This is a genomic window from Streptomyces pyxinicus, from assembly GCF_024753135.1.
GTDB lineage: Bacteria > Actinomycetota > Actinomycetes > Streptomycetales > Streptomycetaceae > Streptomyces > Streptomyces pyxinicus.
This window is the reverse complement of sequence record NZ_JANUGP010000005.1, coordinates 189,898-205,636: the sequence shown is the minus strand read 5'-3', so window position 1 is coordinate 205,636 and position 15,739 is coordinate 189,898. Positions and strand designations below refer to the sequence as shown.

Here is a 15,739-nt window from a genome sequence, read left to right as displayed (position 1 = left end):
CAACGAGCTGAAGAGGCAAGAGCCTCAGCCCATCAGGATTCCGGCCTTTGCGGCATACGTTCCTTTCGCAACTCCGCTCATGAACTTCAGATTGCGCCGTTAGGGCTGCGCCTTACTGATGCTGTTTATCGTGATATATATCCCAGTCCAGTCGAACACGGAAATTGCCAGGAGGAGCCATCCGCCAGCGTTGTGCATGCATATCAATATCACGCCGACTATGATGCCTAGGACCGCGAACAGTGAGGTGATGTGGAAGAGTTGCTTGACCCCGGCTCGCTGTTCCATGGTCCAACCGAGACGCCCCATTTGCTGTCTTCTTGATCGGTGCGGGAGCAGATCTTACGCCGCTCCCGCAAATCTGGTTCAGTTGCCTACGACGCCTGACACACCGATACCGGTTCCCGGTAGTCATGGATTTGAGAGGCCCCCGGGATGTCGGACGCAGAGCTGATCTTCTCAGACGCAGACTCCGCAAAACTCATGAATGAGGTTCCGCTGGGGTCGATGCGGTTGACGGGGTCTCCGGCAGCGTAGAGGTAGGGATTCTGCTCCTGGCCGGAGGGGTCCGGTTGGGTGAAGCGGCCTATGTTGGCGTCGTAGTAGCGGGCCTGGAGGTGGTAGAGGCCGGTGGGGTCCTGGTAGTTGCCGGCGAAGCGGTAGGGCTGGGCTACCGGTTCGGTGGACTGGGCCAGGATGCGGACGCCTCGGGCTGTAGCTGTAGGCGTCGACCTTGTTGCCGCCCCGTCCACCAGGCCGATCACCAAGCCGATCGCGCTACGAGACCCGCCCCACCACGACATCCGGCTGCGGGTCGCCTGATGATCTGGACACCGCGCCAGCAGCGAGGTATCTGCACTTCGCCGCCTGAGAACAGGCTCACATTCACGCTCTGTGTCTCCATTTCCCACCGAGACACAGAGGCGACGTCTCTTCTACTTCGTTCCCCTGCGCGAGTATATGACAACGGCGGCGATGATCAGCACTGCGAGAGCGAAGACGACGATATCTCCGACATAACCGCCGGGTATGAAACTTCCTCCCGCCGCTAGCTGGGCCACGTATCCTCCTTGGTGTCTCACATTTTCCTTTTCTTGCGGGCGGCAGGGATGGCGAAAATCCAAAAGATCACCAAAGCCCCACCGATTGCACAAAGAGTTATACCGCCCGACGCACCGGAGGCCATTGCCGTGATCCCGCCGATTATCAGGCCGGCAGCAAGGAGCGAACCGATCCAGGCTAAAACGCGCATGCGGCGTGGGCTGCCGTAAGGGGCCCATCCTGCGCCGTGATCCTCTGGTGTCTGCACTTACTCTCCTCTGCCGAAGTGGTGGTGCAGCGTCACCGCTGCACCACCACTTCCTTGTTCATCGATTCATCCCTTTACGGCGTTGGAGGCGGCGTCGCCAACCGCCGCCGAAGCCAATGTGCATCCGGTTTCACCCAGGACTGTTGCTGCCCCAGCAGTCGGGACATCGAGCAGGCCGAGACCGAAATTGCACGCCGTGTCAGTAGCCAGCCCGGCTGCCGCTCCCGCGACGTCCCCCCACAACGCCTTGGTGTCCCCGTTGTACGCATCCTGGGCGGCCTCGTAGAGGTCCTTGGCGTCGAAGACGTCCCCCAGAGACAGGAGCCCGTTGGGGTCGATGCGGTTGACGGGGTCGCCTTCGGCGTAGAGGTAGGGGTTTTGTTCCTGGCCGGAGGGGTCGGGTTGGGTGAAGCGGCCGATGTTGGCGTCGTAGTAGCGGGCCTGGAGGTGGTAGAGGCCGGTGGGGTCCTGGTAGTTGCCGGCGAAGCGGTAGGGCTGGGCGACCGGTTCGGTGGACTGGGCCAGGATGCGGACGCCTCGGGGGCTGTAGGTGTAGGAGTCGACCTTGTTGCCGTCGATGTCGGCGAGGGCGACGACCGAGCCGAGTGCGTCGGTGAGGTAGTAGTAGGTTTTGCCCCCGGTCGTCATGGAGTTGAGGGTGCCCCCGGGTTCCCGGTTGAAGCCCATGTCCGTGCCGGCCGTCGTCTTGGCGGAGAGGCCGAGCGGGCCGTTGTGGAAGACCGTGTCACCGAGTGCGATGCGTTCGCTCTGGTCGGTCGAGCCGTACTGCCCCGCGTACGTTTTGCCGTTGACCGTGAGGGACGACAGCTGGGAGTGGTCGGTCCACTTCTCGGCGGTGCGGGTGGAGTCAGGGTTGGAGTCGGCCGCGGTCTCGTTGCCGATCGGGTCGTAGGACCAGCCGCCCTTGGTGCTGGACTTGGCGGTCAGCTCCTGGGCGTCGTTGTAGGTGTAGGTGGTGCCACCCGGGCAGCCCTGGTCGGTGCCCTGCGACGTCAGGTTGCCGGCCAGGTCGTAGCAGTACTGGAAGGACGTGTTGAGCTTGCCGCCCTTGTTCTCCTCCTTGGCGTAGGAGAAGCGGCCCGCGCCGTCGTAGGAGTACGTGCGCTTGAGGCCGCTCACGTTGTCCGTCGAGGTGCGGATCTTGTCTCCGTCGGTCTTGCCATCCGTGCCGTAGCCGTAGGTGTAGTCCAGGTTGACCAGGGTGCCCTGGGCCGAGGTCACCTTGATGTTCTTCGGGCGGCTGGAGTTGTCGACATCGACCTTCTGGACCGTGCCGCCGGGGTAGGTGGTCGTGGTGCGGGTGTCGTTCTTGTTGTAGTCGTAGGTGGTGAGCCGGCCCTGCGGGTCCTTCAGCTCCTTGAGCTTGTTCACCTCGTTCCAGGTGTAGTCGACCTTGCCCGCCGGGTCCTGGTAGTAGTCGACGTTGCCGGCCGGGGTGTAGGCCAGCAGGGTCTGGGAGGTGTCCTGGAGGGTGCGGACCGTTTCCCGCTGGAGCGGGTCGAACTGGTACTTCACCGTCCCGGTGCCGTCCGTGCGCTGGACCAGGTTGCCGTCGCCGTCGTACCCGTACTCGACCTTCACCGTGTTCGGTGACGTGACGGTGCGGATGCGGTCGCGGTTGTCGTACGTGTAGCTGACGGTCACGCCGCGGGCGTCGGTGACGGACTTGGTGCGGCCCAGGTCGTCGTAGGTGTACGTCGTCTTGTCCAGCGGCGCCGGGGGCGTGACCTTGTCCAGGTTGCCCTTGGCGTCGTAGTGGAAGTCGGTGGTGACCGTCTTGGCGGCGGTCATCTTCGTCTTCGCCTTGCAGCGCTGGCCCTCGAAGCCGCCGCAGGAGGGGGTGGCGGGGTTGTAGTCGTAGGAGACGTTCCCGCCGCCGGTGCCCGTCTGCGCGACAGAGGTGGTGTTGCCGACCGTGTCGTAGGTGAAGGACGTCTTCTCGCCGTCGGGGTTGGTGGAGTCCGAGGGGACGTCTCCGCCGGCGATGGTCTGCCAGTGGTTGACCGTGGTGCCGCCCGTGGGGGCCTTCACCGTCTCCAGGTTGTTGCGGTCGTTGAAGCCGTAGTCGGTGGCGTTGCCGGGTGTGGTGCCCGAGCCCATCGCGTCGGTGGCGGTGTCGATGTTGTGGTTCGCGTCGAACTTCGTGGAGCGGTTGTGGCCGAGGGCGTCGGTGACCTTCGTGACCTGGCCGTCGCCGTCGTGCTCGTACGTCGTCGCGTGCAGCTCCGGGTCCGTGGCCGTCGTGGTGCCGGACGCGGTCGGCGAGTCGCTGGTGTAGGCGTACGTCCAGGTCGGGCCGGTGCTGCCGGAGGCGTTGAAGCCGGTCGCGCGGAGCATCGAGGTGACGCGGTTGGTGTCGTCGTAGGTGAAGACCGTCACCCGGCCCTCAGCCGTGGTGATCTTGTTGACGCGGCCCGAGGTGTCGTAGCCGAACGCGGTCGTCTTGCCCTCGGTGTCGGTCGTCGCCGACACGTTGCCGTCCGTGTCGAGGGTGTAGGCGGCGGTACGGCCCGTGGTGTCCTTCGCCTGCCACAGGGTGGCGTTGGTCTTGGTCAGCTCGATCCAGCGGCCCGAGCGGGTCTCGGTCAGCTTGAAGCCGCCACTGGAGTTCTGGGTGACGGTGACGGTGCCGTGGTTGCGGTCCGTGACCTTCGTCAGCGTGCCGCTCGCGTTGTACGTCTCCTTCGACCCCGACTTCCACTTCGTCAGCGTGTACGTGCCGTCGGAGTTCTTCTTCAGGTCCTGCGAGTAGCCCTTCGGCGTGGTGAAGGAGCCGTCGCTGTTCTTCTTGAAGCGGACCGTCGCGCCCGAGGCGTCGTAGAAGATCACCTCTGAGGACGACACCGACAGGTAGCGCTCGTACTGCTGCCACCAACGCTGCGACACCCTGCCGAAGGGGGCGTCCAGTGAGTTGTACGTCCGCGCCAGTCGCAGGCGTTGGCCCACGCCGGCGATGTCGAAGTCCGTCGCCGTCAGCATCAGGTTGCCGGTCGAGTAGTCGATCTTCGCCGTCAGCGCGTCCGTGATCGCGAAGCTCGTGTAACGGTGCCAGGGGACATCGCCCTGGCCCTCGGGCACCAGGTTCAGCACCGACGCCGCCGACGCCTTGCCGGCCTGCTTCGACTTCCTGGCCGATGCGGCGGACTCCGGGTCCTTGGCGTGGGCCCGCTGCTCGCGCAGCCACGGCAGGAACACCGAGTCGTCCGGGTCCTTCGCCGGCCGCGACTTCACCGGGCGGTTCGCGCCCACCTTCACCGGCGGCATCGTGAAGTCGGGGCTGCCCTTGCCCCACGCCGAGACGGGCTTGCCGCCCGCGGCGGTCGCGGTCGCCGCCGGCAGGACGGCCGCGGCCAGCGCCGCCGCCGTCACCGCCGCCACCGCGGCGACCGATCCTGATCGTTTCCTGGCACGTCGAAGAGACGCGCCGAAGGCACGCGTATGCATGGCTTTCCCCCGCAGAAAGACAGACCCCAGCGACCCCAACGGTCACCGGGCCCGCACACGTTGTCACAGGATCCGCACAAAGTTTCGCGCCGTTCCCGCCAATTCCCCTCACATACGGGCTGGAATTCGCCCCTCCTCTTTGAGGGGGTGAATCGGGGGATAGGGGGAGCAGTTCGCCTCGTCTGCTGGGTTCAAGGGGTGTGAGTCGGCGGGTGAGGCTTGATGTGACGGCCGAAAAGTGGCGGTGGTGGGCGGGTGGCTGTGTGCCTGACGATCGGTGCCGGTGTCGGTCGTGTTGCGGAGGTACGTGCATGCGGGAGGCCCGTGACTGGGAGGAGCGCATGGAGGCCTCCGGATGTTGGCCGGAGGTCTCGGCGTGGGTGCGGGCGGTGATGGTGGGGCAGGTGCCTCGGCATCGGTTCGCGCCCGATGTGGTGTGGGTCTGGGACGGGCGCGCGTGGGTGGGTGTGGAGCGGGGTGCGGAGCCCCGTCGTTGGGCGGCGGCCGTCTACGGCGGGCCCTACGAATCGACCGTGACCCAGGTCTTGGACGGGCTGCCCTCGTCCAGTCTTTCGTGCGGGTCCGTTGTCGCCGACATGCTCGACTCCCTCACGCTCCGCCCCGGGGACCGGGTGCTCGAACTCGGCACCGGTTCCGGCTGGAACGCCGCGTTGCTCGCCGCGCGGGCGGGGGTCGGGTGTGTGGTCAGTGTGGAGGTCGATGCGGGGCTTGCCGCCGATGCGCGGGGGCGTTTGGATTCCGCTCGGCTCGGTGTTGACGTGCACACCGGTGACGGGGCTGCGGGGTGGGCCGACGGGGCTCCGTATGACCGGGTCATCGCCACCTACGCCGTGGACGTCGTGCCCTGGGCGTGGGTCGCGCAGGCCCGGCCCGGTGGGCGCATCGTCACCCCTTGGGGGCGGCTCGGCCATGTCGCGCTCACCGTCGCCGACGACGGGCAGTCCGCCTCGGGCTGGGTACAGGGGCTCGCGACCTTCATGCCCAGCCGAGGTGTCGACCAGGGGGTGGAGTGGGGGCAGATCCCGCGCGACGGGGGCGTTGAGACCGAGGGGTCATTTCCGTTCCCTGTCGGGGAGTTGGGCGACGGCAACTTGCTCTTCGCCCTGCGCGTGCTGTCGCCTGATGTCCGGATCACCGTACGGCGGTCGGGTGACGGGGCTACGGCCCAGCTCCATGACGGTCGCGCGTCCTGGGCTGTGCTCACGGACGGGGTCGCCGTGCAGGGCGGTCCCCGGCGCCTTGCCGACGAGGTCTCCGAGGGGTGGCTGCGCTGGGGCAGTGCGGGCCGGCCGTCGCTCTACGACTTCGGCATCACCAGAACCCCCAGCGAGCAGTACGTCTGGCACGAGGGTGCCGACGGCGTCCGTCAGCGCTGGGAACCCACAGCCCCGACGAACTCCGTCCACGCGGCCGACCCGATCACCAGCACGGGGCCGGCGTCCACCTTGCTGTCCCGGACGGGTACGACACCGGGGACTCCGTCGGCTACTTCGACACAGTTGCCGCCCTCGCCGTTGCTGTAGGTGCTCTTCCGCCAACGGGCGGCTCCGGGGAACTCGTATGCCACCTCGACGCAGTCGCCGCCCTCGCCATTGCTGTAAGTGCTCTTGAACCAGATGGCGTTGCTCAGGTCGTACTCGTGCATCGTCTGTAGTCCTCAGCCGTCGACTCGATCAGGGCTCGGGACGCCTCCGGCGACAGCGCGGCGACCCTCAGGAGATCGTATGCGCGCTGTGCTCGCTTCACCACAGCCGGATGGTCCAACAGCGTCCCCGAAAACGAGGTCTCTGTATACGCGACCGGCGGGGCGTCCTCGAAGTCCATCAGCTTCAGCGCCCCGCTCATGGACGCGTGTGCACCTGCTCCGTACGGGATCACCGTCACCCATACCGTGCGCTGCCGCAACAGCTCGGCGATGTGGGTCAGTTGGGCGGCCATGGCGGCAGGGTCGCCCACGGGGACACGCAGCACGTTCTCGTGCAGGATCACCCAATACTCGGGCCTTGTAGCGTCCCGCAGGATGTTCGCGCGTTCCACGCGAGCCGTGACGATGTCCTTGACGTACTCGTCGGTGACGAAGGGGTTGGCGGCAATTGTCACGGCCTCGGCGTACGTCGCCGTTTGCAAGAGACCCGGGACTGCCGTGGGCGCGAACTCGCAGATCCGCGTCGCCACCCGCTCCAGTTCCACAACCTCCGCGAAGTACTCCGCGTACCGCTGATCGTCGATGAGCTTTCTGCACAACCGCTCGAAAATACCGTCGGTTTGCAGGACTTCGTCGATCCGCTGGGCGATATCCAACTGAGGCTTCCTGATCGCCTGCTCGAACTGTCCGATGTACGCGCCGGAGACGAAGACCCGCGCACCCAGCTCCACCTGGGTGATCCCCGCATCCTCCCGCCGCCGTTTGAGTTCGGTGCCGAAGAACTCCCAGACCGCTTGCCGTGAACCATTGGCCATACCCAACCCCCTTACTCTGCCCCGCACTTGTAGGGCGCAGATTGCTGCCAAGCATAGACGCGGAGCGTCACCCTTGATGTGCGAAGCGTGAAAGTCGAAAAGAAAGGGGAGCAGGGTGGGAACGCGACGGACCACACACTCGGCGCTGTGTGTCGAAGAGGCGGAGGAGACGTTGGAGGAATTGCGATCGGCTCTCGCAAAGGCCGGGCTCGTACTGCCGTCACTCGGGCTGGACCCGGTGAGTCTCGCCAGGGAGGCACCGTGTCCGCTGGTCGAATTGGGACGCTGCTCCGTCGAGACCGCACGGCGGCTGGCGGTGGCGCTCGCGGGGACGGACCGGTGAAGCCGCCCGTCGGCAGCCATGTCGTGGACACCGGGAGCGGGCGGGTCGGCATCGTGATGGGGCACGAGGGGCCGTACGTCCAGCTACGGCCCTACGGCGGCGGCCGGGAGTGGGACGCCGAGCCCGCCGAGGTCCGTACCGCCACCCCCACCGAGCGCATCAGCGCGGAGACGGCCTACGTCAACGCCCGCAGCCGGGGCGAGGTGCCCTAGAGACGACGGCGGTCGTAGGCACCGGGCCGGGCGAGTGAGCCCGGCCACTCGCCCCGGTGCGCGAGAATGGGGCCATGAGTCTGTTCCGCGACGACGGCATCGTGCTGCGCACCCAGAAGCTGGGTGAGGCGGACCGGATCATCACGTTGCTCACCCGCGGGCACGGGCGGGTGCGGGCCGTGGCGCGGGGCGTGCGGCGGACCAAGTCGAAGTTCGGGGCCCGGCTGGAGCCGTTCTCCCACGTGGACGTGCAGTTCTTCGCGCGCGGGGGCGAGCTGATCGGGCGCGGGCTGCCGCTGTGCACACAGAGCGAGACCATCGCGCCGTACGGCGGCGGAATCGTCGCCGACTACGGCCGCTACACCGCCGGTACCGCCATGCTGGAGACCGCCGAGCGGTTCACCGACCACGAGGGCGAGCCCGCCGTCCAGCAGTACCTGCTGCTCGTGGGTGCCCTGCGCACCCTCGCCCGCGGTGAGCACGCGCCGCATCTCGTGCTGGACGCGTTCCTGTTGCGCTCCCTCGCCGTGAACGGCTACGCGCCCAGCTTCGGCGACTGCGCCCGGTGCGGAATGCCCGGTCCGAACCGCTTCTTCTCGGTCGCCTCCGGGGGCTCCGTCTGCGTCGACTGCCGGGTGCCCGGCAGTGTCGTACCGTCTCCGCAGACCCTGGTGCTGCTCGGGGCGCTGCTTACGGGAGACTGGGAGACGGCGGACGCGAGCGAGGCGCGGCATGTCCGTGAGGGCAGCGGTCTGGTCTCCGCCTATCTGCACTGGCATCTGGAGCGGGGACTGCGCTCGCTCCGGTACGTCGAGAAGTCGTAGCGCAACGCGCGCATCGCGAAGAGAGACGAGAAGAACATGGTGGTACGCGGGATCCTCGGGCGCCGGCGGCGCGAGTACACGGCGCCGGAGCCGCACCCCTCGGGCGCCCGGCCGCCGAAGCTGCCCGGCGAGCTGGTCCCGAACCACGTGGCGATCGTCATGGACGGCAACGGACGCTGGGCCAAGGACCGCGGGCTGCCGCGCACCGAGGGGCACAAGGTGGGCGCCGAGCGGGTGCTCGACGTGCTCCAGGGCTCCATCGAGATCGGCGTGCGCAACATCTCGCTGTACGCCTTCTCCACCGAGAACTGGAAGCGCTCGCCCGACGAGGTCCGCTTCCTCATGAACTTCAACCGCGACTTCATCCGCAAGACCCGCGACCAGCTCGACGAACTCGGTATCCGGGTGCGGTGGGTGGGCCGGATGCCCAAGCTGTGGAAGTCGGTCGCCAAGGAACTCCAGGTCGCCCAGGAGCAGACCAAGGACAACGACCTGCTGACCCTGTACTTCTGCATGAACTACGGCGGCCGGGCCGAGATCGCCGACGCGGCGCAGGCGCTCGCCGAGGACGTGAAGGCGGGCCGGCTCGACCCGTCGAAGGTCACCGAGAAGACCCTCGCGAAGTACCTGTACTACCCGGACATGCCGGACGTCGACCTGTTCCTGCGGCCCAGCGGCGAGCAGCGCACCTCCAACTACCTGCTGTGGCAGAGCGCGTACGCCGAGATGGTCTTCCAGGACGTGCTGTGGCCCGACTTCGACCGCCGCGACCTGTGGCGGGCCTGCGTCGAGTTCGCCTCCCGGGACCGCCGCTTCGGCGGGGCCATCCCGAACGAGGAGCTGCCGGCCGTGGAGGGCGGTTCGGAGGGTGACCCGGAGGGCGAGCAGGAGGCCTGACTCTACGGCTAGAGGTAAAGTGGGCGGGTGAGTGATATTTCCGCCGAAGGGCTCCCGGCCGAGCTGGTGCGTCTGACCTGGACCCTGCACCGGGCCCTGTTGCAGCGTCAGACGCCGCCCTCCGGTGAGACGGCCCGCCCTCTCGCCCAGGTCGAGGTGCTGCGCCTGGTGGCCAGCCAGCCCGGGATCAGCGTGCGGGGCGTCGCGGAGGCGCTTCGCATGCAGCCGAACAACGTCAGCACCCTGGTCACCCGCCTGCAACGCGACGGCCTGCTCGACCGGCGCCGCAGCGAGCACGACCGCCGCGCCGCGGAACTCCACCCCAGCGAGCGGAGCCTCGCCGCCGGCGCGGAGGTCAACGACAGCCTGCACCGCGCGATCGGCGACGCCCTGGACCGCCTCGATCCGGCCGCCGTGGCCCGCATCACCGAGGCCCTGCCGGACCTGATGGACCTGGTCCGCGCCTTGTCCTCTCCTGCCTGAGCCCCCTGCCTGAGGCTCCTGCCCGAGCCCCCTGCCTCAGCCCCCTGCCTGAGCCGCGCCCTCGCGTGCCGCGCGCGGGGGCCCGTTAGGCCTGCCCAACCCGCATCGCCGTCCCGTGAGACCAGCACGGCTGGAAATACCCATAGTGCTATAGGTATAGTCGTATGTGCTTTGTTGGCTCGATGAGACGGTTCCCCATGCAAACACCTTCCCCGCCTCCAGCCATGAGTTCCGCTCTGCATGTTCTGCGCAGCCGGAAGGTCTGGCTCATTCCCGGAGCGCTGCTCGCGGTGGCGCTGGGCCTGATCACGGTTCTGTTCACCGGGAGCGTGGCCGATCCCGGTGCCGACATGCGGGACGCCCCGATCGGCATCGTGAGCCTGGACGCCGGGGCGAAGGCCGGCGGCGGCACGCTGAACCTGGGCGCGCGGGTCGTCACCGGCATCACCGCGCAGCCGCAGCACCCCCGGAAGGTGGAGTGGAAGACGTACTCCTCCCTGGCCGAGGTGAAGCGGCAGATCGGGCGGAACAAACTGTGGACCGCGATCGTGCTCCCGAAGGACTACAGCGCCAGGATGCTCAGCCTGACCGGCCCGCATCCGGTCAAGCCCGCCGTGACCGTCCTCACCAACCGCGGTGGCGGCGCGATGTCCACCTCGATCGGTACGGCGACAGCCCGCAAGGCCGCCACGGCGGCATCGGCACACGCCGCCGGTGCCCTCGTGGAGCAGGCGCGGAAGGCCGGACACGCGGTGTCGCCGGCCAACCGGGTCCTGCTCGGCGATCCCGTCGTGGTGCGGGAGCAGCCCGGCGCACCGCTCGGTGAGCGGACCGGCAACGGCATGACGGCCTTCTTCTACGCCCTGCTGCTGACGGTCGGCGGCTTCCTCAGCACCAACCTGATCCATGCCATGACCGACGCCAACCTGGGTTTCGCGGCGACGGAGTTCGGGCCCAAGCGCATGACCGCGCTGCCGCAGCCCATCAGCCGGCTGCAGACGCTGCTGGCGAAGTACGCGGTCATGGTCGGCATCGCGACGGTCCTGTCGTCGGTCATCCTGGCGGTGGCCACCTTCGCCGTCCACCTCGACCTGCCGCACTCGGCCCTGTTGTGGCTCTTCGGCGTCCTGTCCGTCTCCGCGGTCGGCATCGGCGCCCTGACGGTCATCGCCGCCCTGGGGTCGCCGGGCATCGTGGCCGCGCTGCTGATCTTCGTCGCCGCGGCCGTCCCGACCTCGGGCGGTGCCATTCCGCTCCAGGTCATGCCCCCGTTCTGGCGGGCCCTGGCCTCCTTCGAACCCCTGCGGGCCATCGCGGACGGAGTGCGGGCCATCATCTACTACGACGCCCAGTCCGACGCCGGTCTCGGCCGGGCCCTGGTCACCCTCTGCGTCGGAGTGGCGGTCAGCCTGCTCGCCGGGCTCACGATCACCTCGTTCTACGACCGCAAGGGCCTGCACCGGATGCACCCGCACCACCTGGAGCGGCTGCGGGCCTTCCTCCACCGTGAGCAGCACGGCGCACCCGGCCACGACGCCGAAGGGCGCCACCGGGGAAGCGCCGACGGTGATCCCCTGCCCGCTCCCTGATCTCCCTGACCTCTCTGTCCGCTCCTCCGGGTTCCCGGACGGGCGGGCGGGGGCAGGACGCCGCGTCCCGTAGTGGACGCGGCCGGCCCGCCGGAGCCCGTGGGGACGGGACCGCACCGGCGAGCCGCCTCTCGCGGCGATGAGCGGACCGCGAGAGAAGGGCGTGGCCGTACCGGAAGTCGCGGTACGGCCACGCCGTCCGCCGTTACGGCCCCGCTGTCCGGTTGTGGTGGTCCGGACTCTTGTCATGCAGGACAGGTGACTCAATAATCAGGTCACTGTCGGCGTCGAGGCCGGCCGTCTCGTCCATCCGCCTGTGTGCCACAGGTGCCACTCCGGAGGTCCCGGTGGAACCCGATTTCGATGTCGTGCAGATCGGGTTCGGCCCGGTCGGGCAGGTCGGTGCCGCGCTGCTGGGGCGGGCCGGCCACACCGTCGGTGTCTTCGAACGCTGGCCCTCCGTCTATCCACTGCCCCGCGCCGGTCACGTGGACCACGAGATCATGCGCGTCTTCCAAGGACTGGGCGTGGCCGAGGAGTTCGAGCGCCGGGCCATCCCGGTCCCCCGCTACGACTGGTTCAACGGCGAGGGCAAGCTGCTGCTGCACATGGACTGGGACGCGCCGACCCCCTCGGGCTGGAAGTCGGACTACCTCATGTACCAGCCGTACCTGGAGGACGCCCTGCGGGCCGCCGTCGCCCGGCAGCCCGGCGTGGCGGTGCACCAGGGCTGGGAGGCGGTCGCCCTCATCCAGCACGCCGGCCACGTCGAGATCACCCTGCGCCAGGGCGTCGCCGAAGGCGGCACCTGGCTGCCGACGGGCGCGGAGCGCACCGTCACCGCCCGGTGGGTGATCGGCGCGGACGGCGCGGCCTCCTTCACCCGCACCGCCGCGGGCATCGACTGGGAGGACTTCGGCTTCGCCGAGGACTGGCTCGTCCTCGATGTCCGCCCGCACGATCCGGACCTGGTCATCGACATGCCGGAAGCCGGTCAGATCTGCGATCCCGCCCGCCCCGCCTCCCCGTTCCGGTGGCTGGGACGCGAGCACGCCCGCTGGGAGTTCATGCTCCTGCCCGGCGAGCGCCCCGAGGAGATGACCACGCGGGCACGCGCCTTCGAGCTGCTGTCCCGCTGGGGGGTGACGCCGGAGAACGCCGACGTCATTCGCAGCACCGTGTACACCTTCCGGTCCCTGCTGGCGCGGTCCTTCCGCGACCGCCGGGTCCTGCTGACCGGAGACGCCGGCCATCTGATGCCGCCCTTTCTCGGGCAGGGCATGTGCGCCGGGGTGCGCGACGCGGCGAACCTGTCCTGGAAACTGGACCTGGTGCTGCGCGGCCGGGCACCCGACACCCTCCTCGACACCTACACCGAGGAACGCCGCCCGCACGTGGAGCGGATCATCCGCACGGCCATCGAGCTGGGCAAGGTCGTGTGCCTCACCGACCCGGACCAGGCCGCCGCCAGGGACGAGGCGTTCCTGTCCGGACGGGTGCCGCCACCCCCGCCGTTCCCCTGGCTGACCTCCGGCGTGCTGGCGGGCGGGGCGAGCACCGACGTCGTGGGGCGCCTCGGCGTCCAGGGCCGGCTGGCCCGCTCCGGCCGGACCGGCCTGGCCGACGACGTCCTCGGCGGCGGATGGACCCTGCTGACCCGCCGCGCGGACACCCTGTCGATCCTCGACGACACCCAGCGCGCCACGCTGGCCGCCCTGGGCGTGCGGCACGCGCACGTCACCCCGGCCGGCGTGCGCTCATCTCAGGCAGCCGTCGACCTGGACCTCACCTACAGCCGCTGGTTCGACGCCATCGACGCCGAAGCCGTGCTGATCCGCCCCGACTTCTACGTCTTCGGCACCGCCCGCGCCCGTCAGGACCTGCCGTCCCTGGTCCACGAACTCCGCGACCGCGTCGGCCTGGTGGCCTCGTGAGCGAGCCCCTGTGGCGCAAGGCCGCGGCGGCGCACAAACGCGCCATGCCCTGGCAGCGCCTCATCGGAAACGGCATGGACCACGCGGACGCCACCGCCCTGTACACCGTGGTCGACACCGGCACCGACTGGGCCGACGCGGCGGCAGCACTGGGCGCGGACAACACCAGGAGGGCCCGCACGGCGCTGGCCGCGGGCCACCGGCACTCCGCGCTCGGCTGGTTCCGGCGAGCCTCCGCGTGCTACCGCTTCGGCCAGGTCCCCCTGCCCGACTCCGATCCGCGCAAGCGGGCCATGTACCGGCAGCTGATCGACACCTACGGCGCCGCCGGCGCCCTCGCCGACCCGCCACTGGAGCACGTCGCCCTCCCGCACCGCGGCGGCACGCTGACCGCCTGGCTGCACCGCCCCGCAGGAGTACGCCGACCGCCGACCGTCCTGCTGTTCGGGGGATTCGACGGCTGGCGCGAGGAATACGACACGGCGGCACGGGAGTTGGTCCGGCGCGGCCTGGCCGTCCTCCTCCTCGACGGCCCCGGCCAGGGCGAGACGAGACTCTTCGGCGGCCTGCACATGCGTCCCGACGATCCCGACGACGTCGTAGCCGCACTGGGCCGCTTCGTCACCTACGCGCGCGAGCACCCCCTGCTCGGCGACCGCGTCGGCGTCTGGGGCAACAGTTTCGGCGGCTACCTCGCCGCCCGTACGGCTGCACGCGACCCCCGCGTCGACGCGGTCTGCGTGACCGGAGGCACCGACCGCCCCGCCGAGCTACTCGACCGCTACCCGCGGTTCGCCTCCAAGGTCCAGCTCCTCTACGGCACCCGGGAACCCGCCCCCGCGGTCGCGGCGCTGCGCCGGCTGGTCCTGTCACCCGGGCTGCTGTCCCAACTCGCCTGCCCGCTGCTGGTCCTGCACGGCACACCCGACCGCGTCTTCCTCGTCGACAGCGCGCGCCGCCTGCACGACCACGCGGGCTCCGCGGACCGCACGCTCGTCGAATGGCCGGACGGCGACCACTGCCTCTACAACCACACCTACGAGAAGCACACCCTCGCCGGCGACTGGTTCGCCGACCGGCTGGGCATCCCGAAGAACGGCACCGCCGCCTGACGCGGGCCCACGAAGCCCTCCCGCAGAGGTCCCGGGTGATGATCCACCGGGCGGTCGTCCCGGGTACGATCCCGCCTCATGGTCATGGACATGAACAGGGGGCGGGATGCCGTGCGGGACGTGGTGGAACTGAGATACCGGCCGGAGGTGGCCGACCTCACCTCGGCTCTGCGGGCCCGGTTGCGGGTGAGCCGGGCCGGGTGGGTGCAGTGGTGGTCGCCGGTCGCCGTCGGGTTGATCGTCGTCGGGGAAGTGCTGGCCGTCGCGAGCGGCGCGGACTCGCTGTCACCGGGCCTGCTGGCGGGAGCGGCCGCGGTGGCCGTCATCGTGCCGCTCGCCCCGTGGTTGCAGGCCCGCGCCTTCATGCGGCTCGCGGAACGGCAGGGCGAGTTCCGGGTGACGGTGACGGAGGAGGGGGTCTCCGTCGTCACCGAGCACACCACCGCCTCCGTCGACTGGGCCGCGCAGCCCCGCTACCGGGAGACGCCCCGGGTGTTCGTCCTGCTGAGCGACGACAAGAACGCCACCGGCTTCACGATGCTCCCCAAGTCCGGGCTCGCCGACGCGGCGGACGAGGGACGGCTGCGGGAGATCCTGGACCGCCACCTCACCCGCTGCTAGCGCCGGCGGGTCTTGAGGGTTACGACGCGTTCGCCGCGCAGTCCGCGCAGGTGCCGAAGATCTCCACGGTGTGGGCCACGTTCACGTAGCCGTGTTCCGCCGCGATCGCCTCGGCCCACTTCTCCACCGCCGGGCCCTCGACCTCGACGGCCTTGCCGCAGGCGCGGCAGACCAGGTGGTGGTGGTGTTCCTCGGAGGAGCAGCGGCGGTAGACGGACTCGCCCTCGGAGGTGCGCAGGACGTCCACCTCGCCGGCGTCGGCGAGGGACTGGAGGGTGCGGTAGACCGTGGTCAGGCCGACCGAGTCGCCCTTGTGCTTGAGCATGTCGTGCAGTTCCTGCGCGCTGCGGAACTCGTCGACCTCGTCCAGGGCCGCCGCCACGGCTGCCCGCTGCCGGGTCGAGCGGCCCTTCACGGGCGGTCCAGCGGTCGTCACCGGTTGTCTCCTCACGTCTGGCGTCTGCCCGGG

General features: G+C 69.2%; 14 protein-coding genes and 1 pseudogene. 9 read left to right on the top strand and 6 right to left on the bottom strand.

The window, feature by feature from the left end:
• Positions 1 to 374 precede the first annotated feature (374 nt).
• The 3 genes from NX794_RS09410 to NX794_RS09400 form a co-directional block, all read right to left on the bottom strand.
• Positions 375 to 764, bottom strand: a complete 390-nt coding sequence (locus tag NX794_RS09410) for an RHS repeat-associated core domain-containing protein (protein ID WP_258777934.1) — start codon at positions 762 to 764, stop codon at positions 375 to 377.
• Positions 765 to 1,078: 314 nt separating this feature from the next.
• Positions 1,079 to 1,309: a hypothetical protein gene (locus tag NX794_RS09405; protein WP_258777824.1), complete on the bottom strand. Its 231-nt coding sequence runs from the start codon at positions 1,307 to 1,309 to the stop codon at positions 1,079 to 1,081.
• Positions 1,310 to 1,375: 66 nt separating this feature from the next.
• Positions 1,376 to 4,594 carry an RHS repeat-associated core domain-containing protein gene (locus NX794_RS09400; protein ID WP_258777933.1) on the bottom strand — a complete coding sequence of 1,073 codons (3,219 nt, stop codon included), beginning with the start codon at positions 4,592 to 4,594 and terminating at the stop codon, positions 1,376 to 1,378.
• A gap of 491 nt (positions 4,595 to 5,085) precedes the next feature.
• Here NX794_RS09400 and NX794_RS09395 point away from each other — a divergent pair.
• Positions 5,086 to 5,709, top strand: a pseudogene (locus NX794_RS09395) (protein-L-isoaspartate O-methyltransferase family protein); the annotation flags it as partial.
• Between the two features lie 452 nt (positions 5,710 to 6,161).
• Here NX794_RS09395 and NX794_RS09390 read toward each other — a convergent pair.
• Together NX794_RS09390 and NX794_RS09385 are read right to left on the bottom strand one after the other, a co-directional pair.
• Positions 6,162 to 6,440: a DUF397 domain-containing protein gene (locus tag NX794_RS09390; RefSeq protein ID WP_258777823.1), complete on the bottom strand. Its 279-nt coding sequence runs from the start codon at positions 6,438 to 6,440 to the stop codon at positions 6,162 to 6,164.
• Positions 6,422 to 7,255, bottom strand: a complete 834-nt coding sequence (locus tag NX794_RS09385) for a helix-turn-helix domain-containing protein (RefSeq protein ID WP_258777822.1) — start codon at positions 7,253 to 7,255, stop codon at positions 6,422 to 6,424. Before NX794_RS09385 ends, NX794_RS09390 begins: the two co-directional genes overlap by 19 nt.
• Before the next feature lie 339 nt (positions 7,256 to 7,594).
• Here NX794_RS09385 and NX794_RS09375 point away from each other — a divergent pair, with 339 nt between their 5' ends.
• From NX794_RS09375 to NX794_RS09340, 8 genes are all read left to right on the top strand, one after another.
• Positions 7,595 to 7,810: a hypothetical protein gene (locus NX794_RS09375; RefSeq protein ID WP_258777820.1), complete on the top strand. Its 216-nt coding sequence runs from the start codon at positions 7,595 to 7,597 to the stop codon at positions 7,808 to 7,810.
• Positions 7,811 to 7,884: 74 nt separating this feature from the next.
• Positions 7,885 to 8,634: a DNA repair protein RecO gene (gene recO, locus NX794_RS09370; RefSeq protein WP_258777819.1), complete on the top strand. Its 750-nt coding sequence runs from the start codon at positions 7,885 to 7,887 to the stop codon at positions 8,632 to 8,634.
• Positions 8,635 to 8,670: 36 nt separating this feature from the next.
• Complete coding sequence (locus tag NX794_RS09365; protein ID WP_258777818.1) at positions 8,671 to 9,531, top strand: isoprenyl transferase; 861 nt, start codon at positions 8,671 to 8,673, stop codon at positions 9,529 to 9,531.
• A gap of 27 nt (positions 9,532 to 9,558) precedes the next feature.
• Positions 9,559 to 10,014, top strand: a complete 456-nt coding sequence (locus NX794_RS09360; protein WP_258777816.1) for a MarR family winged helix-turn-helix transcriptional regulator — start codon at positions 9,559 to 9,561, stop codon at positions 10,012 to 10,014.
• Between the two features lie 224 nt (positions 10,015 to 10,238).
• The gene (locus NX794_RS09355) at positions 10,239 to 11,603 is read left to right on the top strand and encodes an SNG1 family protein (protein WP_258777814.1); all 1,365 of its coding nucleotides are present in this window, start codon (positions 10,239 to 10,241) and stop codon (positions 11,601 to 11,603) included.
• 347 nt (positions 11,604 to 11,950) lie between these two features.
• Entirely contained in the window at positions 11,951 to 13,537 is a 1,587-nt protein-coding gene (mhpA, locus tag NX794_RS09350; protein ID WP_258777812.1) for a bifunctional 3-(3-hydroxy-phenyl)propionate/3-hydroxycinnamic acid hydroxylase MhpA, read from the top strand.
• Positions 13,534 to 14,649, top strand: a complete 1,116-nt coding sequence (locus NX794_RS09345) for an alpha/beta hydrolase family protein (protein ID WP_258777811.1) — start codon at positions 13,534 to 13,536, stop codon at positions 14,647 to 14,649. Before mhpA ends, NX794_RS09345 begins: the two co-directional genes overlap by 4 nt.
• 84 nt (positions 14,650 to 14,733) lie before the next feature.
• Complete coding sequence (locus tag NX794_RS09340) at positions 14,734 to 15,270, top strand: YcxB family protein (RefSeq protein WP_258777810.1); 537 nt, start codon at positions 14,734 to 14,736, stop codon at positions 15,268 to 15,270.
• A gap of 19 nt (positions 15,271 to 15,289) precedes the next feature.
• Here the strand turns inward: NX794_RS09340 and NX794_RS09335 are convergent, their stop codons facing one another.
• Complete coding sequence (locus NX794_RS09335; RefSeq protein WP_258777809.1) at positions 15,290 to 15,706, bottom strand: Fur family transcriptional regulator; 417 nt, start codon at positions 15,704 to 15,706, stop codon at positions 15,290 to 15,292.
• Positions 15,707 to 15,739 lie beyond the last annotated feature (33 nt).